Genomic DNA, 19122 nt, shown 5'->3' with positions numbered 1-19122 from the left:
CATGATTACTGTTGCAAACTTAACCAAAAAAATTGGCGATGTGCAGGCGTTAGATAACTTAAGCTTTAGCGCTGAGAATGGCCAAATTACCGGTTTACTTGGCCCAAATGGTGCCGGTAAAACCACCTGTTTACGCACCTTATTTGGTTTACTTAAGCCAGACTCAGGCACAGCTACCGTTGATAACATAGATGTTGCAGTTGATCCAATTGGCGCCAAAAAGCAGTTAGGCTTATTCCCCGACCCTTTTGGTTTATATGAACGTTTAAGCCCGCGTGAATACATTAGCTTCTTTGCCGAACTCAGCGGTATGTCGCGCAAACAAGCGAAAGAAGCCACCGCAGATGTGATTGCACAATTAAAGCTGGAAGACATTAGCGACCGTCGCTGCAAAGGTTTTTCTCAAGGCCAGCGGATGAAAACGGCATTAGCACAAGCCATTGTTCATAAGCCAAGTAACATCATTTTAGACGAACCTACTCGCGGGCTTGATGTGATGAGTACCCGTTTGTTGCGCGACATTTTGTTGCAGCTCAAAGACCAAGGTCATTGCGTGCTGTTTTCAAGCCACGTGATGCAAGAAGTCGCCGCCTTGTGTGATCGCGTTATCGTGATGGCTAATGGCAAAGTAGTCGCCATCGGTAGTCCTGATGAACTGTGTCAGCAAACAGGTAAAGACTCACTAGAAGATGCATTTATCGAACTTATCGGTACCGACGAAGGGATTGCAGCATAATGAAAATGATACTCGCAATGGTGCGCAAAGAACTCATCGACGCCGCACGAGATAAACGATCGGTTATGGCTGGTTTATATTATGCCATTGGTACGCCGTTGATCATGTGCGGCATGTTTATGGTGTTAATTGGCCAGCTGTCTAGTCCAGAAGATTTAAACATCAATATCAACAATGCCGATAACGCTCCAGATTTAGTGCGCTACTTAAGTAATAACGGCATCAACCACGGTGAAGATGAACAAGCGAACAAAATAATCTTAACCATTAGTGACGATTACGCCGCCAACATGGCCAAAGCTAAACAAGCTGAAGTGATATTAATAGCCGACAATTCAGATGAGAAGCTGCAAAAATCAATTCGTCGACTAGAGCGTCAACTGCAAGCATATAGTGCAGAAATGGGCAGCATTCGCTTAATTGCCCGCGGTATTAATCCACGGATAACCCAGCCATTAAAGGTCAATATCGAAGACAAAGCCACACCAGACTCTAAAGGTGGGATGATTTTAGGCATCGCTATATTCACCATGATGTACTCGGTATTTATTTCCGGTATGAACCTCGCTATCGACACCAGCGCAGGTGAGCGTGAGCGTAACTCACTAGCACTATTGTTAAGCCACCCAATGAGCACCCGCGAATTAGTCATCGGTAAAATTATTGCCGTAACCTGTTTTGCTTTGCTCGGGTTAATCTTGATTTTACTGGTATCAAAAGTGGCTTACCCCTTTGTACCGTGGCAAGAAATTGGCTTTACCGTCAATATCACTCCAGACTTTATGGGCTTAATGTTCCTTGTCGGTATTCCAGTCGCCTTGATGGCCGCAACCTTACAACTGTATGTATCGTTTATGGCTAAAACCTTTAAAGAGGCGCAATCATACTTAACCATGGTGTTATTTGTCCCACTGGCACTGTCAATGGCGGCCAGTTACAACATCGCCCCAGACGTATTGCAGTGGTTACCCGTATCTGGCCAGCAACAAGCATTGATGGACTTTATTAAAGGTCGTGAGATTCCAATGATGCAATTAATTATTTCATCTGTGACCACACTGATCATTGCCATTGCATTAGCCGCGGGCTTAGAAAAGTCGCTTAAAAGTGAAAAAGTCGTCTTTGGTTTATAACCGTTAGCTTATAACGACGAGCCTCAGCCTTAACGAGTAGAGATAAGACAGAGGTAATTAGCAAGAGAGATTAGCTAGCGCTTTTAATAAGAGTAAGTCAGATAAGAAAGTCAAAAATCTATTAACAAAAGAGCATTAATTAGGAGTCATTATGGAAAATGATATCGCCATTATCGCGTTGGTCTTCATTATTGTGGTTGGCACCACTGCATCTGAAATGTTTAAGTATTATATGAAGCATAAGCAGCAAACTGACACGGGCAGTGTCAGCGATCTACAAGCACAAAACCAAGCATTGATTGAACGAGTGCAAGTGTTAGAGAAACTGGTTACTGACAGTGATTTTGATTTAAAGCAGCAGTTTAAACAGCTGTAATATTTGCGCTAAAATGCCAACATTTTATACAAGGAATGTGATCTGCTATTCCTGTTAACGAAGCGCATTCGTTTGAAATAAATAAACTAGTAATATATAAACTATTAACCAATTTTAAATCAGTTAATATATTCAAAGCAAATACTAAAATCTTTATCGTCTACAACATCAATGATATTAAAGATTAGTCAATACGTAATTCCGGTAGCAGATTAGCAATAAGAAAATAGACATGAAAATAATAAAAATATTCATAATAAAATAATTTACTATTTTTATAGCTTATAAATTATATACAACCTGACTGCTTATCACACTCAGACAATCTTTATTCTAAATATTAAGTCTTTGTCATAAAAATTATTTTATATTTGGATATATGTAATCTAAAATAATCATAGCAGCAAAACAGAGCATATCAATCATGAAAATGACATAATAAATTTTAAAAATACCTGTGATTTTAGGTGGGACATTATCTTTCAAGTGCAATAAATTATATCGCTTTGCATACCAATCAAACATAAAAACACTCGCATAATGAAGTGTTCCATGACCAGTTAAAAAAATATTTAATGAGAAATACTCACGCCCATCTTCTAGTATATCTTCAACTAGCTTAATACGTTTATTGTATATATATAACAACATGGGAAACAAAACAAATAAACCTAAAAATACAAAGCTGCCACCTAATAAAAGTCCTATAAGATCTGTTATTGACATTATTTTTCTATCACCTCATACAAAAGTTCTGCTTTATCACGCATATAATGACTCCCATGCTTTGCCCCAAAATATCCTCCAACACCACCTGCGACTATTCCACACCATAGTAAACTAGTTCCGCCACTAGGAAGACCAAAAACAATTGAACATAAACCATAACTTGCAATAAAACCACCGCCAGCTCCACCGGCAATAGCTCCAGCGCCTTTGCCCGTTTCAACATATTTAGCTTTAGTACACTCAAGGTCTGTACCTTCAAGACAAGCTCGTTGGATATTTGCAGTTGCCTCAACACCCGTTAATACAACGCCTACATATCCAACTCGTTTTAAGTTTTTTGCCATATTCGCTACAGTTTTATAATGGTCAGCAAAACCAGGAATATTTTGAGCATATCCGCCCATTTTATCCCAACGCCTAATCAAACTTTTGCTACTTAAACCTAATTGAGTTCGAATATTTCCTGGCATTAAGTTTTCACCAAACGCCGGCTGACCAAAGCGTCTTAAAGCATTATTTAAATTAGAAAAGATAATCTTTCTTCGATGCTGAAACTCAGGTGATCTCAAGTTTCCTTTGACATTATAAGTTTTGATATACATCTGCTCTAAATTTTTTAAGTTCTCCTTTACAAAGATAACATGCGAGTTCCAAGTGTTATTAGCTACGCCTAATAATAAGCCGTTATATTTAGCAAAATTACTGAGTAAGTCGTACCGCTTAGCCAAAACTTCTTTTTCAATCTCATCAAGTTCCCTCAATTTTTTATCAATCTCCAACGCATACTTTTGAAACTCTTGTTCTTCAATTGTGCACTGAAATGTATTTAAAGGAGAAATTAAAACGATTTGACCAGGCTTAGCAAAACCATCGATTAGATGAGAGTTAACAAATTTAAAATGTTCAAAGGTTTCTTTTGTTGGCATGTTGTATAACACAAGGATCAATGCATTGACCGCCATACGCTTCTCAACAATATGTATAGCAAGATCACTTGGTATTGCAGAAGTATTACTCATAAAACATCCTTGCTTTCACGATTTAGTCCTTCAATATTTAGATCTATATTTTACACCTATGCCTCTAATTTTCTATTATCAAATAGGATATAAAGACCTTTACCTCCACCTCATAATGGTTATAAAACGTATCGTATGGATTTTTTTATCCTCACGACACGCTTTAACATGGCAGAAATTGAATGTTTTTAACTACTTCGCTTTAGGTCTAAACGGCTTTATCACCGCTTCATCACAGACTAAAAACGGTCCGTCCATTAAATCGATGCAATAAGGAATTGCAGGGAATACAGCGTCTAAACATTCACGGATAGACTTAGGTTTACCGGGTAGGTTAACAATCAACGAGTCGGCACGAAGACCCGCTGTTTGACGAGACAAAATAGCGGTTGGTACAAACTTTAATGATTCGGCGCGCATTAGTTCACCAAAACCAGGCATCATTCTATCGCACACCGCTTCGGTTGCTTCTGGCGTTACGTCCCGTTTCGCTGGGCCGGTTCCACCGGTAGTCACGATTAAACAGCAGTCTTGGTTGTCAGCTAAATCAATTAATGTGGCTTCAATAACGTCACGCTCATCGGGGATCACCTTATAAACAGGTTCCCATTCCGAGGTTAAATACTCATTCAATACATCAATAATCGCCTTACCTGACAGATCTTCATATATGCCAGCGCTGGCACGATCACTAACGGTAACGATACCTATTTTAGCTTTGCTCATGGTTATCTTTCCCTTATGTGGGGTAAAAGCAGTAATGCAAATATATGCCGACAATCTACCAAAAAAATCGACATTCACAAAATGTTAAACTGATAGATAGATCACCGATTTAGGATTCCATTGATCAAGGCAAACAATGACTTCTGTCTGTGGGGTATTCATACTGAAATAATTGAACTGAGTAATACGGGTTAATGTTTTGGTTTGGCAGCTATTTAATATGCCCAGCGATAAACGATGAATGCCATGAGATCCGTCATAATATATGGCCTAGCAACCCGTCGGTATAGCGTAACAACATAAAGCGAGTGAGTACTATGCATACAACCAAACAACGTGGTTTCACCCTTATTGAATTGGTGGTAGTCATTATTATTTTAGGCATTTTAGCTGTAGTTGCAGCGCCTAAGTTTATTAATCTGAAAAGTGATGCGCTTATTGCCAGTTTGAAGGGATTCCAGGGGGCATTAAAGTCAGCCAATACCTTGGTTTATTCAAAAGCGGTATTGTCGGGTCAAGAAAAGCTCGACCCAGGTTCGGTGACACTCAATGGTGTAAATATTAGCACTACTGTGGGATACATAACGCCTCTGGCTGACAATATAGCCAAAGCACTTGATGGTTCATTTGAGGTAGTTGTTGACGCAAGTAAAACGGATATTACCGCTGACTGGGCTATTTTTTATAATGCTGGCACGAATCCATCAGTATCTATTTACCCTAAGGGATTCACTTCTTTTGCAAACTGTAACTTACGTTATTTGGCAGGTTCATCTGTTTCGGCTGATCCAACATTTTATGCCCTAACCACCAGCGGCTGTTAATTGTAGAAGCAAGACATAAATTTGTTTGGTTTGAACTTGGCCGCTAACACCAAAACAGAAAGATGACGCATCTTGTTATAAAAACACAGCAAAATAGCGTCTTTCAACGCTTATTTAACGGCTGAATACCCTATGACATGTTGGGCTAAAATGCCCGTAACTGCCATTTCAGCAACATGGCGTAAATCATCATGTGTCGCTCCATCAGCAGCCTGAATAGACATGCCTTTAAATAAGGTCACGATCAAGGTTGCTAACACTTTCGGCTGACAATCATCAGCTAATTCGCCTCTTTGTTTAGCCTCAGCAAACTGATCAATTAATTCAGATTGATGTTTAGTTTGCAGCAGATGAACCGCTTCTTTAATCCCTTCGCTTGCTTCATTGCATGACAACGCACTATTGATTAGCGCACAACCTTGCGGGTGGCTACAATCGGTGAACTGCGCCGCCGCGCCTACTAATAAAGCTCGAATAACATCGGCAATATGCTCATGTTTAAAGGCGGTATTAAATAGTGAATCTGGGCGATTTTCATAAAGCTCAATGGCTTTTAAGAACAACTGCTCTTTATTACCAAATGCGGCATATAGGCTGGGTTTTTTAATTCCCATCACCTCAGTTAATTCGCTTATAGAGGTACCTTCATAGCCATTACGCCAAAAAACATGTAGCGCTTGCTCTAATGCAAAGTCGATATCAAACCCACGAGGGCGGCCGACACAAGCTGCTTTTGTTATTGTCATCAATAGTACCTCTTATATTAACGAATCATTATTTATCATACCGTTAGCTAAATATTCTATGATAGATAACTCGTACATCTTAGCACAACGCTAAATCATAGAAAGGGTTAATAATAAGCAGATTAAGCGCTTTTTTTCATCTTTTTCAAGTATTGATTAACGCTATTTCATCGTCACTAGCTACGCTTGCATGCCATGAAGCTATTTCATCATGTTGATTATTAATCACCTTGTCATAATAATTTAATACCTATCGGTACAAAACTAATTGACAGTTGTATTTTAATCTATATATTACCGTGCGGTACAGAACAATTTGTACCAGTTGGTATAAAAACATAGCCAAAGACAAAAGTAACGCACCCAATAGCTTGTTAAATAACGTAAATGCTATGGATTAGAGGACAGCACCATGAAGACGTTAAAATCAATTAAGATCACTTTGTTAGTAAGCCTAACGGCATTGCTATTAGTGGCGTGCGGAGAGCAACCTGCACAACAAGCGAATACACCCGCAGCGCCGAAGGTAGATGTTGCCAACGTACTTTATGAACGCATTACTGAATGGGATCAATTTACTGGACGCTTACAAGCACCAGAAAAGGTCACTTTGGTACCTCGCGTGTCAGGTTATATTGAATCGATTAACTTTAAAGAAGGCGCGTTAGTGCAAAAAGGCGATGTGTTATTTACCATCGACTCGAGTGTTTTTACTGCTGAATATGAACGCCTTAAAGCAGAATTAACCAGTGCAATATCAGCTAACCAACTTGCTGAAAATGATTATGAACGAGCCAATAAGCTGTTCCATCAAAAAGCGGTTTCAGAAGAGCTTATTGATACTCGTCGCTCTAATATGCATCAAACTGCCGCTGCTGTAGCATCAGTTAAAGCAGCATTAACTAGCGCCCAACTTAACGTTGAATATACCCATGTTACCGCCCCAATCACTGGTCGAGTGTCGTATGCCAATGAAACGGCAGGTAACTATGTCACCGCCGGACAAACACATCTCACCAGCTTAGTCTCTACGTCGCATATGTACGCTTATTTTGATATCGATGAGCAAACGTATTTAAAATATTCCGCGTTATCGTTCGAGAACAAACGTCAAAATCCACGTTTGGGCAACAATGCTGTGGTGATGGCTCTGGCAAATGAAACCAGTTTTAACCACCAGGGTGTGATCGACTTTGTCGATAATTCGGTTGATCAACAAACAGGTACTATCCGCGTTCGAGCAAACTTTGCCAATCAGGATAATCAATTATTACCCGGCTTATTTGCCCGCATCAGCATTGCGGGTAGCGAGTCATACGACAGTATTTTAATTGACGATAAAGCCATTTTTACTGACTTAAATAACAAGTTTGTTCTGGTAGTAAATGACAAAAACATCCTTGAGTATCGTAGCGTTAGCCTAGGTGAGAAGCTTCACGGTTTACGTATTATTACTGCCGGTTTATCCCCTAACGATACCATCGTGGTAAACAGTCTGCAGAAAGTACGCCCTAACGTCACTATTGAGCCAAATCTCACCGACATGGCCGATAGCGACAAATTAGAAGCATTACATCAAGCACAACGCCTCCTCGATAACCAGCCATTAACAGCAAGTGTTGCTGATGACGCAAGTCAGGGTTAAGGAAACCACATAATGTTGTCTCAATTCTTTATTAAAAGACCAATTTTTGCCGCTGTTCTGTCGCTGCTGTTCTTTATTTCAGGCGCGCTAGCAGTATGGCAATTACCCATTACCGAATACCCTGAAGTGGTGCCGCCAACGGTAGTTGTTACGGCAAACTACCCAGGTGCTAACCCTAAAATCATTGCTGAAACCGTTGCATCTCCGCTAGAGCAAGAGATTAACGGCGTAGAAAACATGTTGTACATGTCTTCGCAAGCCACGTCCGATGGGCGCATGACGCTAACCATCACCTTTGCGATTGGTACTGATGTTGATTTAGCTCAAACCCAAGTCCAAAGCCGGGTAGAACGAGCAAAACCTCGTTTACCAGAAGAAGTACAACGCTTAGGCATAGTCACCGAAAAGTCATCACCTAGCTTAACCATGGTGGTGCATTTAACCTCGCCCGACGATCGTTATGACATGTTGTATCTGTCTAACTATGCGGTATTAAAAGTAAAAGATGAATTAGCCCGTATTACTGGTGTGGGTGCTGTGCGTGTGTTTGGCGCTGGCGACTACAGCATGCGTGTGTGGCTAGACCCTAACAAAGTAGCGGCAATCGGATTATCACCGAGCAATATTGTTGCCGCTATTCGTGAGCAAAACCAACAAGCCGCAGCCGGCAGTTTAGGCGCGCAGCCTAGCGGCGACAGTGATTTCCAATTACTGATTAACGTTAAAGGCCGTTTATCCAACGTTGAAGAGTTCGAAGACATTATTGTTAAAGTGGGTGATCAAGGTCAGATCACTCGTTTAAAAGATGTTGCCCGGGTTGAATTAGGTGCATCGACTTACGCCCTACGCTCAATGTTAGACAATAAAGACGCGGCTGCATTACCTGTGTTCCAGGCCTCGGGTTCTAACGCGATTCAAATATCTGATGATGTTCGTTCTAAAATGGCTGAGTTGTCTAAGTCATTTCCAGAAGGCTTAACCTACGACATCGTCTATGATCCTACCGTGTTCGTGCGTGGCTCAATTAAAGCTGTGGTACAAACACTGGTTGAAGCATTATTGCTGGTTGTATTAGTAGTGGTGTTGTTTTTACAAACGTGGCGCGCATCCATTATTCCATTAGTGGCGGTTCCAGTATCACTTGTGGGTACATTCGCCTTTATGCACCTAATGGGCTTCTCACTGAATGCCTTATCACTGTTTGGCTTAGTGCTGGCGATTGGTATCGTGGTCGATGATGCGATTGTAGTAGTTGAAAACGTTGAGCGAAATATCTCTGACGGATTATCGCCCGTTGCTGCCACTCAAAAGGCAATGAAAGAAGTGACCGGTCCGATTATTGCCACCACATTGGTACTGGCGGCAGTATTTATTCCAACGGCATTTATGTCAGGCTTAACCGGACAGTTTTATAAACAGTTTGCGCTAACCATTACCATCTCCACTTTTATTTCGGCAATTAACTCGTTAACCCTTAGCCCTGCTTTATCGGCATTATTGCTTAAAGGTCATCACGAGAAAAAAGACGCACTTACCCGCGGTATGGATAAGTTATTAGGCGGTTGGTTATTTAATCCGTTTAATCGCCTATTTGCGCGTATGTCTAATGGTTACGGCTGGTTAGTGAAGAAAATCATTCGTTTTGGTGCTGTCATTGGTATTTTGTATATCGGTTTAGTCGGCCTAACAGGCTTACAGTTTGCCAATACCCCAACAGGTTATGTGCCTGGCCAAGATAAACAATATCTTATTGCCTTTGCCCAACTACCTGATGCTGCATCATTAGATCGCACTGAAGCTATCGTGAAAGAAATGTCACGTATTGCACTTGAGCAACCTGGTGTCGCCCATGCTGTAGCCTTCCCAGGTTTAAGCATTAATGGCTTTACCAATAGTACTAACAGCGCCATTTTATTTACCCCGCTGGATGACTTTGCCGATCGCAAAGATCCATCATTATCAGCAAGTGCTATTGCTGCCGCGTTAAATCAAAAATTCGCCTCGATTAATGGCGCATTTATTGCGATTTTCCCGCCACCGCCAGTGCAAGGCTTAGGCACCATTGGTGGCTTTAGACTACAAATTCAAGATCGTGCTAACTACGGTTACGAAGAGTTGTATAAAGTGACCATGCAAGTGATGCAAAAAGCATGGGCAACGCCAGAGCTAGCGGGAGTATTCTCGAGTTATCAAGTCAATGTGCCACAACTTGAAGTGAACATCGATCGTACTAAAGCCAAGCAGCAATCGGTGTCGTTAGACGAATTGTTCTCCACCCTGCAGGGATACATGGGTTCGGTTTACGCCAACGACTTCAACCAGTTTGGCCGAACTTATCAAGTGAACGTACAAGCAGATGAGCAGTTTAGACAAACGCCTGAACAAATTGCCCAACTAAAAGTACGTAACAACCAAGGTGAAATGGTGCCTATTGGTTCATTTATTAATGTCACCAATTCATCTGGTCCAGACCGAGTCATGCATTACAACGGTTTTACCACTGCGGAATTAAATGGTGGTGCTGCACCTGGATTTAGTAGCGGTGAGGCGCAAGCTGCAATTGAAAAGATTTTAGCTGAAACCTTACCTAACGGTATGACCTACGAGTGGACTGAGATCACCTACCAACAAATTTTGGCAGGCAATGCGGGCGCCTATATTTACCCATTAATTATCTTGTTAGTGTTTATGGTATTAGCCGCGCAATATGAAAGTTTAAGCTTACCAATAGCCATTATTCTGATTATCCCAATGACACTGTTATCGGCATTAACAGGGGTACTTATCTACGGTGGAGATAACAATATCTTTACCCAGATTGGGTTAATTGTACTGGTGGGGCTGGCAACCAAAAATGCCATTCTAATTGTTGAGTTTGCCAAAGAGTTACAAGATGATGGCATGGAACCATTGGAGGCCATACTTGAAGCCGGTCGCTTACGTTTACGGCCTATTTTAATGACCTCGATAGCCTTCATTATGGGGGTGGTACCGATGGTTTTTTCTAGCGGACCTGGTTCAGAAATGCGTCAAGCAATGGGTGTTGCAGTATTCTCAGGCATGATTGGGGTGACGATTTTTGGCCTTATCTTAACGCCACTGTTTTATTATGCCCTCGCAAAACGAGGCAAAAATAAAACCGAGTTAGCCGAATCGGCCATAACGCACGATTAACCGCGTTATTGATTCAATGATAAAAAAGAGGTCACCTAAGGTGACCTCTTTTTTATTGCTCAATAACTCATTTACACAAATTTGATTCACGATTGCACTTGCGCCAAAACGGGCAGCGCAGGAAAAGCACCTTTTGTCGTACACGTTATCGCACCACACTTAATTGCAAACTCGGCAGCAGTTTGAACGTTCACTCGATTAAGCAATTTTTGTACTAAAGGCCCAGGAGTAAAATATCCTTCATCACGGCCGAGTTCAAATAAGAACCCCGCAACAAAGCTATCTCCGGCGGCAGTAGTATCTATGGCAACAATTTTAGGCACCGGCAACTCAAAGGAAAACTCAGCACTGTGGCATAAAACGGACTCAGCACCATTGGTGACCAAAATTAACCTCACCCCTTGCGCAATACAGAATGCTAAATAATCGTCAAATGATACCCCACGCTCCAGAGCCAAATAGAGTGCTTCTTCTTTACTCATTTTCAACAGGTGTGTGTAACCAAAACATTGCTCTACTCGAGCCGATAACAGCCGAGTGTCTTGCCATAGTGACAAGCGTAAATTGACATCAAAACTGACTAACGTTTGTTCTTTATGCGCTTTTTTAGCACCATAGAGACTGGCGGTGAAAATGGCCTTTTCAGTAAATGTATTTGAACAAAGATGAAAAATATCAATTTGAGACCAATCGATAGCATCAAAATCAGCTTCACGGTATAGCATGTCGGCAGTGCTTTGCCGATTAAAGCTAAACGACCGTTCCCCTTGAGCATCTAAACTAACTAACACGGTGGCAGTAGCAGCATCTGGCACTAATGTTAAACAACTGACATCCACACCTTGTGCTGCCAAGGCATCTTGCAACATCACGCCATAATGGTCAGCACTAATGCCACCAGCAAAATGGCTCTTACCGCCTAATTTAGCGTAACCCACAGCGACATTGGCAGGCGCGCCGCCAGGGATAGGCTCGTGCACTAAACCAGAATGGCCCACTGGCAGTAAATCAATTAATACTTCACCAAAACTCAATAATGTACTCATATAAAACGTCCAAAAAAAAGCCCATTTGCATGGGCTTGTTAACAGGGATTTCTAAAACTAATGCAACTAATACCATTGCAAATAAGATGACTACAACTAGCTGACTAAAACTAGCTGATTACAACTAAGGCAATGACAATAAACGATTAAAACTCGTACTTAACGGTAGCGCTGGTTGTACGGCCGTTAATGGTTCTGGCACGAATAATATTGTTATCGGGTACCGAACCTTCTTCAGCTTCGGTAATACCGACAGTATCAAACAAGTTATTGACGTTAAGCGCGACCGATAACATATCGGTTAGCTGGTACGACGCAAACGCATTGACTTGAGTGTAACCATCAAAACTTAGGTCATTGTTATCTTGAGCATAAGACTCAGTGGTACCAATCAAATTGACCCCAACAGAGCCTTTATCAAAGTTATAACGGCCCATTAGAGAGTAAATAAAATCTGCTTGGCGACGTGGTGTGTTGCCGATTACGCCTGGGTTAAGGGCATCTTTAACAATTTCAGCATCGGTCCAGGTTACGTTACCGCGGAAGTCGAAATCGCCAACGTAGTAAGCACTTTCTAGCTCAATCCCTTTGGCTTCATATTTACGGTCAAAGAATATTTGGCTTGTGGCTTCAAAGTTTTGCTCTTCGGTTTCAGAGTAAAATGCTGTCGCAAATACCGACATATTATCGTAACGATACTTCACACCCACTTCGTACTGGTCTACTTTATCCACTGAGTCTTCGTCAGAAACTGAACCATCAGGACTCACCTTACCAAATAATAAACGGTCAGCATTAGCACGGCCACCATGACTGATACGACCAAATGCAGCTAAATCTTCAGACACTTGGTAGTTAGCACCGAATGAGTAAGATAAGTATCCCCAGTCATAATTCACTAACTGTGGGTTAGCATTATCAATTGACGACACACTTAACTCAGGCTGAGAAATCACCCCATCACGGTTCATATCCACTTGTGATTGCACATTACCCGCATAGTAACCACTGGCATCGCCAGAGTCATAGCGCACGCTACCGTCTAACGATAAATCGCCAAACTTAGATGACGCAGCAATATACGGTGCTTTAATGGTGTAGTCCGAATCGTAATTACGTTGGCAACAATTGCCCCAATAAGGCACGCCATAAGCATATAAACCATTATCAGAGTAAGATGTACCATCTGCGGCAACCACATCTAAAAGTGCGGCATTATCGCCTTGCACTTCCATTAAGTAAGAGTTCCACATCCACGTCATATTGATATTTTGAGTGGCAGTATAAAAACCAAAAGTGACGTTAGAATCGTCAAAAGTCTTGGTTAATTTCATGTCATTGACGATAGAACCAAAGTCATTCATGGTCACATCAAAACTGTGCACCCGCATTGCTAAGTCACTGTCAAAGGCTTGGCCTGCTTTAGCACCGTTAGCATAAATAAGTGTCGAGCCTGCGCCGCCAATACTGCTAGCAATACTTGAGCTGTTAGCCACTTCGGCAGGCATTAACGACATAAAATTACCGCTCACATCCGAGATACGGAAACGGTTTTCCACTAACCAATCGTCACCTAAATCAAATGAGGCTTCTAGTCCCACCGAGTTAACAATCGGATTCATACCATCACGCATATCACCACGACTAATATTGCCGTTAGCATCTAAGCGCAGGGTTGATAACATGTTAGCTGAATGAACCGTATCAGATTGAGCATCAAATCCAGGTATTGAGCTACCATCGGAATACATTGGCATCGGCAAATAACCAATGCTCTTATCATTTAAGTGCTTTACATATAAACGCACATAACCAGAATCAAACTCTTTGGTTAAGTTAGCTTTAATTTGGCCACCCTTGTTTGCGGTGTAACCAGGGTCACGCGGACCATCACCGGTGCGCACAAAGCCACCGATGTGAAAACGCATCGAGTCATTAATGCTGGTGCCGTATTCAAAATCAGTACGCAAAGTATCGTAATCTAGACCCACAGTAGATGAAATACTGCCAGCATCACTGGTACCGGTTTTACTGATGACGTTAATAATACCGCCTGGTGCATTACTGGCAGCTGTTGATGCTGAACCGCCACGGATTGATTCAATAGTTTGTGTCGTAGAATCAATACGTAAGAAAATATCCGCATTACCAAATGCAATATCACCAAACTGTACAATAGGTAAGCCATCTTCTTGAATTTGCAAGAATTTAGCTCCACCAGAGGCAACAGGTAAACCACGTACCGCAATGTTGGCGTTACCTTCACCACCAGTCGATTCAACCTTCATGCCCGGAATAATACGGAACGCTTCGGCTGATGAACGAGGTGAGCTAATCGCTAAATCTTCTGGCGACACACTACTCACCGACACGCTCGAGTCCATTACACGTGTACCACGGGCTACACCCGTTACCACAATGCGCTCAAGGCCAATGGCGTCTTTCTTGGTTTCCGCAGTATCTGCTTCAGCAGCCCACAAGCTCGAACTGACCATCACCGCTAGCGTACTCAATACAAATTTTTTAGATGTGCTTATTATCATTTTTATGTCCCCACATAGAGTGTATTGATGTTGTCTTATCTCCCCATAACAACATCAGTAATATATTCATCAATCGAACTAAGCCCCCAAACTAGCTCAGTAGCGAGTCAAAAGGTTAAGGTTAAAGTTAAATTCAAGCCTTTACTTAATCGATTAAGTTACAAGTTAGCAACTAAACAGTAAATTGCAAGTACAATTTATGTTCAATTATCGTTAACAGGATTAAAAAATCGTCTAAGTAGATGTTTATTAGATTAAATATTTATAATCGCAGAGGTTCATTATTTAGCGTCAGCGGTCAACAAATGTCCTGACGGATCACGAAGCAGATTGTAGGCTGCTAATAAGCACAACATAAATGCAAAGCCAGTTGCTAAATAAAACCCGTATTTAACATGACCAAATATGTCGCCTACCACTCCCATCAACAATGGGCCTAATGCAGCAGAAAGCGCAGTAAAGAATAAAATAACCCCAGCAACCGAACCGTGCTGGTCAACAGGGAAACAACTGATCCCTTTAGAGTTTAATGTTGGATACATCATTGACATAAACAAGCCTGATAAAGGCAATAAAATAACCGCCGCAGAAATGCCATACATCATTGCACCTAAATAACATAGGCTAATTGCTAGGCTGAACCAAAACATCACTTGCTGCCAACTGTATCGATTGAGGATCCAGCCACCTAAGAAACGTCCCAGTGCCCGTAATGTGAAAAAGATTGTTAATGCATACGTCGCGATTAATGCCAACTCACCTTCATAGTTGAGTAATAGCGTCGGCATCCATACATAAATGGCCACTTCAGTAGCAACATAAAGCCCAATCGCTAAAGAGTAGCCCAATGCATAAGGGTTCCTCATCATGCTAAACGTACTGGCTAGATTAATATCTTGAGTAGATGAGCGCTTAAGTTGCGGGTATTCAGCCTTATAAGCTAACCAACATAATATTAAACAAAACACCCCTGCACCAAAATACAGATACTTCCACGACACCCCTGTTATCAATAAATAGCTGACAATCGCCGGGCCGACCATGGCACCCACACCAAAAAAGCCTTCGACGGTATTCATGGTACTTGAGTGTTGTTTTGAGTTTGTTGAAATATCACCAATTAATCCTAGCGCACCCGTTTTGAACACCCCAATAGCAATACCCACTAACGCCAACAAACATAGAAAATAATAAAATGACTCACCTAATGCGAACATAAAACTGGCTAGCGCAAACAGCAGTAAGCCAATTAAAATTGTTATTTTCCGGCCTAACTTATCCGCCAGAAAACCCAAAAATAGCCCACTTAATGCGATAAATAGCATTGGCATGTAATGAAATGCACTCGCTTGAGACATCGATAAATCAAATGTGTTAATCAGCTCAGGAATAATCACTCCCACCGCATCAGAAGTCATCGCGAACATAAAAAACATTAAATATGTTAGTATTCTTATCCTAGTGTTACCACTATTCTCATTACTCTTCATATGGTTAACCATACTTTTCACCTTATTGTTATATGTTTTCTTTGTGGTCACACAGTCTATTTATGGCGACACATTCGTCTTCTCCCACAGAAAACGAATTCAATATTTAAACAAAGCCCTTGAATAATGTTTCATATTGGTTAAATATACAACTTAATCGATTAAGTTTTTTTTAAATACTTACTTTAAGAGTCACCAACATGAAAAATAATGTTCAGCTGATCACTTACGTAGATCGTATAGCGCACTCAGACTTAAAAGGACTCAAACAGGTTCTCGACACAGAACTGCATGATCTCTTTGGTGGCGTACATCTGTTACCTTTTTATTATCCGATTGACGGCAGCGATGCTGGCTTTGACCCTATAGACCATGCAAAAGTAGATGAACGTCTTGGTGATTGGAATGACGTAAAGCAGATTGGTCAACAATACGACATCATGGCCGACTTAATCGTTAACCACATGTCTGCAGAGTCTACCGAGTTTCAAGACGTGCTTGCCAACGGTAAAAGCTCAGTTTATTGGGATTTATTTTTAACCAAAGATAGCGTATTTCCAGACGGTTTAAGCGCAGAAAACCAAGCTAAAATTTATCGCCCACGTCCGGGGAGTTGTTTCACCACCTATAAACTCGCCGACGGTACACAAGCCGAGTTTTGGACGACCTTTACCTCAAATCAAATTGATATTAATGTGCATACCGCTGCAGGTCAGGCACATTTAAACAAGGTGCTAACGCGTTTTCATGAAAGCAAAGTCGATCTTATTCGTCTTGACGCTGCGGGTTATGCCATTAAAAAACCAGGCACTAGCTGTTTTATGATTGAAGAATCATTTGAATTTGTCGATGAGTTAGCCAAAAAAGCCAACAGCCTAGGCATGACCACCCTTGCCGAAATTCACTCGCATTACATGACCCAGCTCGATATCGCTAAGCGCGTAGACATGGTGTACGACTTTGCGCTGCCACCATTGATTCTCCACAGCTTATTTAGCCAAGATGTCAGTGCATTAAGCCATTGGCTATCCATTGCCCCACGCAACTGTGTCACGGTATTAGATACTCATGACGGCATTGGCATTATTGACGCTGGCCCGGTCGGCAATAAAGCAGGTTTATTAACAGCGGCAGAAATTGATAACTTAGTTAACCGCATCCATAGCAATAGCAAAGGTGAAAGCTTACAAGCAACGGGCGCGGCAGCCAGCAATGTCGATCTATATCAAGTTAATTGCACCTACTACGATGCGCTTGGCCAAAATGACATTGATTATTTAATCGCTCGAAGCGTGCAATTTTTTGCTCCAGGTATTCCGCAGGTGTATTACACCGGTTTACTGGCAGTGCCTAATGCCATGGAGTTACTGAATCAAACTCAAGTAGGTCGCGACATTAACCGCCCTTATCTACAGGTAAGCGACATTCAAACTGCCATGCAAAAACCGGTTGTTAAAGCGCTATGTGAGCTGATCACTCTACGCAATAAAGTCGATGCCTTTAATGGTGAGTTCACCATGACAAACCAGGCTAATCAGTTAGATCTTTGTTGGGTGCATGGCGACAGTTCAGCCAAGTTAAGCGTTAATTTTGCCAGCAAAGAAGCCCATATCAACATCGTTGAAGCCCAGCAATCGACTCACATTGTACTGACTGATTTACTGGCTAAACACCGCGGATAATCTGCCGTTTGATTTAAGCTTAAACGTAAACAAGGCGCCTAATTAGGCGCCTTGTTTGTATCGAACTGTTTGTATCAAGAATCGTCCGGTCATCAATATTGCATCAACAACTGCCACCACGAGAAAGTTCATAACCTAACACTTCAGCATGATGGGCATCAGCAATAAACATTTCTGCGGCTTTACGGCCTTTTTGCTCTGAATGCTGGAACACTGTTGTCAGCGGCGGGATAGCTCGTGAGCCTTCATCAATACCATCAAAACCCACCACTCGAATATCTTCAGGGATCCGCAAACCTTGTTGGATTGCCTCGCGCATTAAACTCAAGGCAATGAGGTCACTCATGCACAAAAATACATTCGGACGCGGTACACAATTAAGCGCTTCTTTGGCTGCTATAGCAGCAAAGTCGGCATTACTTTCAGGAATATTCCAAATGCGATCATCACCAAGCTTAACCCCAGTATCACCAATGGCATCCAAATAGCCTTGCAAACGCTGATGTGCTACTGAAGTGTCGATTTCCATAGAATGAATATCATACACGCGGCAGGTTAAGTGAGTGTCGAGCAAGCGTAATCCAAGAATTGCGACCTGATCTTGCTCAGATTGAATTGCCAATTTAGCCACTTCATAGGCACCGGCTTTATTATCGATACTCACCGAAGCACTACGATGAATATTAAAGTCGACCGTCACCACTTTTTTACGGATTTTTTTTAATTGCTCGGCCAATAAACGATTGCGGGGGCGACCATAGCAAATAAAACCATCGACAAAATCATTTACGCCATTCACATTGTCAGAACTGCCAGAAAACAACAGTAAATTAATTTTATGTTGCTCAAAAACTGCCGCAACGCCTTTCATAAACTTACTGGCCACGGGATCAGACACCATGTATTCAATACTGTCCGACAACACTAATGCTACCGTATCAAATTTGCCACGCCTTAAAGATTGCGCTGCTTTATTCGGTCCAAAATATCCGAGCTCGTTACAGGCAGCTAGAATGTCTATTCGACGTTTTTCCGACAACTGATCTGGACGATTAAACGCATTAGATACCGTCGCATTCGACACACCTAATTCTTTGGCAATACTTTTTAAGGTCCAATGCTTGGAGTCTGGCATAGTGGGTCCGTTTATGTCGTGGCGTTAGCCTAAAATAGCTATAAATAACATGAATATACTGACGCTAGGCGGTAGAAAATCAAATCTGCATTTCAGATACAAGCCTAGCGTTTAAGCG

15 protein-coding genes are annotated in these 19122 nt (G+C 41.7%); 7 read left to right on the top strand and 8 right to left on the bottom strand.

Going from position 1 to position 19122, the window contains the following annotated elements:
• Position 1 precedes the first annotated feature (1 nt).
• The 3 genes from HNW13_RS19015 to HNW13_RS19005 all read left to right on the top strand — a co-directional run bounded on the left by HNW13_RS19015 (position 2) and on the right by HNW13_RS19005 (position 2245).
• Positions 2 to 736: an ATP-binding cassette domain-containing protein gene (locus tag HNW13_RS19015; protein WP_059746052.1), complete on the top strand. Its 735-nt coding sequence runs from the start codon at positions 2 to 4 to the stop codon at positions 734 to 736.
• Positions 736 to 1869 (top strand): ABC transporter permease, encoded by a 1134-nt coding sequence (locus tag HNW13_RS19010; protein WP_101088643.1) that lies wholly within the window; start codon positions 736 to 738, stop codon positions 1867 to 1869. Before HNW13_RS19015 ends, HNW13_RS19010 begins: the two co-directional genes overlap by 1 nt.
• Before the next feature lie 151 nt (positions 1870 to 2020).
• Positions 2021 to 2245 (top strand): hypothetical protein, encoded by a 225-nt coding sequence (locus HNW13_RS19005; RefSeq protein WP_101088644.1) that lies wholly within the window; start codon positions 2021 to 2023, stop codon positions 2243 to 2245.
• A 360-nt stretch (positions 2246 to 2605) separates the two neighbouring features.
• On the opposite strand, the gene HNW13_RS19000 is transcribed toward HNW13_RS19005, so the two are convergent.
• The 3 genes from HNW13_RS19000 to mog form a co-directional block, all read right to left on the bottom strand.
• Positions 2606 to 2971: a hypothetical protein gene (locus tag HNW13_RS19000; protein WP_182744664.1), complete on the bottom strand. Its 366-nt coding sequence runs from the start codon at positions 2969 to 2971 to the stop codon at positions 2606 to 2608.
• The gene (locus tag HNW13_RS18995; protein ID WP_192116231.1) at positions 2971 to 3993 is read right to left on the bottom strand and encodes a hypothetical protein; all 1023 of its coding nucleotides are present in this window, start codon (positions 3991 to 3993) and stop codon (positions 2971 to 2973) included. The genes HNW13_RS19000 and HNW13_RS18995 overlap by 1 nt, the downstream gene beginning before the upstream one ends.
• A gap of 192 nt (positions 3994 to 4185) precedes the next feature.
• Positions 4186 to 4719 (bottom strand): molybdopterin adenylyltransferase, encoded by a 534-nt coding sequence (gene mog / locus HNW13_RS18990; RefSeq protein ID WP_011639389.1) that lies wholly within the window; start codon positions 4717 to 4719, stop codon positions 4186 to 4188.
• Between the two features lie 317 nt (positions 4720 to 5036).
• Between mog and HNW13_RS23685 the strand changes: the two genes are divergently transcribed.
• On the top strand, positions 5037 to 5543 hold the full coding sequence (locus tag HNW13_RS23685; protein ID WP_192116232.1) for a type II secretion system protein: 507 nt from the start codon (positions 5037 to 5039) through the stop codon (positions 5541 to 5543).
• Between the two features lie 110 nt (positions 5544 to 5653).
• Here the strand turns inward: HNW13_RS23685 and HNW13_RS18980 are convergent, their stop codons facing one another.
• On the bottom strand, positions 5654 to 6289 hold the full coding sequence (locus HNW13_RS18980) for a TetR/AcrR family transcriptional regulator (RefSeq protein WP_101088648.1): 636 nt from the start codon (positions 6287 to 6289) through the stop codon (positions 5654 to 5656).
• Between the two features lie 412 nt (positions 6290 to 6701).
• On the opposite strand from HNW13_RS18980, the gene HNW13_RS18975 reads away from it, so the two are divergent.
• Both HNW13_RS18975 and HNW13_RS18970 read left to right on the top strand, forming a co-directional pair.
• Positions 6702 to 7934: an efflux RND transporter periplasmic adaptor subunit gene (locus HNW13_RS18975; protein ID WP_192116233.1), complete on the top strand. Its 1233-nt coding sequence runs from the start codon at positions 6702 to 6704 to the stop codon at positions 7932 to 7934.
• A 12-nt stretch (positions 7935 to 7946) separates the two neighbouring features.
• Complete coding sequence (locus HNW13_RS18970; protein WP_101088650.1) at positions 7947 to 11108, top strand: multidrug efflux RND transporter permease subunit; 3162 nt, start codon at positions 7947 to 7949, stop codon at positions 11106 to 11108.
• A gap of 86 nt (positions 11109 to 11194) precedes the next feature.
• Here HNW13_RS18970 and HNW13_RS18965 read toward each other — a convergent pair whose 3' ends face one another.
• From HNW13_RS18965 to HNW13_RS18955, 3 genes are all read right to left on the bottom strand, one after another.
• Entirely contained in the window at positions 11195 to 12154 is a 960-nt protein-coding gene (locus HNW13_RS18965) for a carbohydrate kinase (RefSeq protein WP_192116234.1), read from the bottom strand.
• Between the two features lie 146 nt (positions 12155 to 12300).
• A complete protein-coding gene (locus HNW13_RS18960; protein WP_192116235.1) occupies positions 12301 to 14697 on the bottom strand; it encodes a TonB-dependent receptor in 2397 nt (798 codons plus the stop codon).
• A 281-nt stretch (positions 14698 to 14978) separates the two neighbouring features.
• Complete coding sequence (locus HNW13_RS18955) at positions 14979 to 16199, bottom strand: MFS transporter (protein ID WP_101088653.1); 1221 nt, start codon at positions 16197 to 16199, stop codon at positions 14979 to 14981.
• A gap of 188 nt (positions 16200 to 16387) precedes the next feature.
• Here HNW13_RS18955 and gtfA point away from each other — a divergent pair, with 188 nt between their 5' ends.
• On the top strand, positions 16388 to 17869 hold the full coding sequence (gene gtfA, locus HNW13_RS18950) for a sucrose phosphorylase (RefSeq protein ID WP_192116236.1): 1482 nt from the start codon (positions 16388 to 16390) through the stop codon (positions 17867 to 17869).
• A 103-nt stretch (positions 17870 to 17972) separates the two neighbouring features.
• Here the strand turns inward: gtfA and HNW13_RS18945 are convergent, their stop codons facing one another.
• Positions 17973 to 19004 (bottom strand): LacI family DNA-binding transcriptional regulator, encoded by a 1032-nt coding sequence (locus tag HNW13_RS18945; protein WP_101088655.1) that lies wholly within the window; start codon positions 19002 to 19004, stop codon positions 17973 to 17975.
• Between the last annotated feature and the right edge of the window lie 118 nt (positions 19005 to 19122).

The sequence above is a fragment of the Shewanella sp. BF02_Schw genome (assembly GCF_014596695.2).
Lineage (GTDB): Bacteria > Pseudomonadota > Gammaproteobacteria > Enterobacterales > Shewanellaceae > Shewanella.
This window is presented reverse-complemented; position numbering and strand designations above follow the sequence as displayed.

Bases quoted from the DNA above. Each gene is read 5' to 3' on its own strand.
- HNW13_RS19015 (WP_059746052.1), top strand. From the start codon at position 2: ATGATTACTGTTGCAAACTTAACCAAAAAAATTGGCGATGTGCAGGCG.
- HNW13_RS19010 (WP_101088643.1), top strand. From the start codon at position 736: ATGAAAATGATACTCGCAATGGTGCGCAAAGAACTCATCGACGCCGCA.
- HNW13_RS19005 (WP_101088644.1), top strand. From the start codon at position 2,021: ATGGAAAATGATATCGCCATTATCGCGTTGGTCTTCATTATTGTGGTT.
- HNW13_RS19000 (WP_182744664.1), bottom strand. From the start codon at position 2,971: ATGTCAATAACAGATCTTATAGGACTTTTATTAGGTGGCAGCTTTGTA.
- HNW13_RS18995 (WP_192116231.1), bottom strand. From the start codon at position 3,993: ATGAGTAATACTTCTGCAATACCAAGTGATCTTGCTATACATATTGTT.
- mog (WP_011639389.1), bottom strand. From the start codon at position 4,719: ATGAGCAAAGCTAAAATAGGTATCGTTACCGTTAGTGATCGTGCCAGC.
- HNW13_RS23685 (WP_192116232.1), top strand. From the start codon at position 5,037: ATGCATACAACCAAACAACGTGGTTTCACCCTTATTGAATTGGTGGTA.
- HNW13_RS18980 (WP_101088648.1), bottom strand. From the start codon at position 6,289: ATGACAATAACAAAAGCAGCTTGTGTCGGCCGCCCTCGTGGGTTTGAT.
- HNW13_RS18975 (WP_192116233.1), top strand. From the start codon at position 6,702: ATGAAGACGTTAAAATCAATTAAGATCACTTTGTTAGTAAGCCTAACG.
- HNW13_RS18970 (WP_101088650.1), top strand. From the start codon at position 7,947: ATGTTGTCTCAATTCTTTATTAAAAGACCAATTTTTGCCGCTGTTCTG.
- HNW13_RS18965 (WP_192116234.1), bottom strand. From the start codon at position 12,154: ATGAGTACATTATTGAGTTTTGGTGAAGTATTAATTGATTTACTGCCA.
- HNW13_RS18960 (WP_192116235.1), bottom strand. From the start codon at position 14,697: ATGATAATAAGCACATCTAAAAAATTTGTATTGAGTACGCTAGCGGTG.
- HNW13_RS18955 (WP_101088653.1), bottom strand. From the start codon at position 16,199: ATGGTTAACCATATGAAGAGTAATGAGAATAGTGGTAACACTAGGATA.
- gtfA (WP_192116236.1), top strand. From the start codon at position 16,388: ATGAAAAATAATGTTCAGCTGATCACTTACGTAGATCGTATAGCGCAC.
- HNW13_RS18945 (WP_101088655.1), bottom strand. From the start codon at position 19,004: ATGCCAGACTCCAAGCATTGGACCTTAAAAAGTATTGCCAAAGAATTA.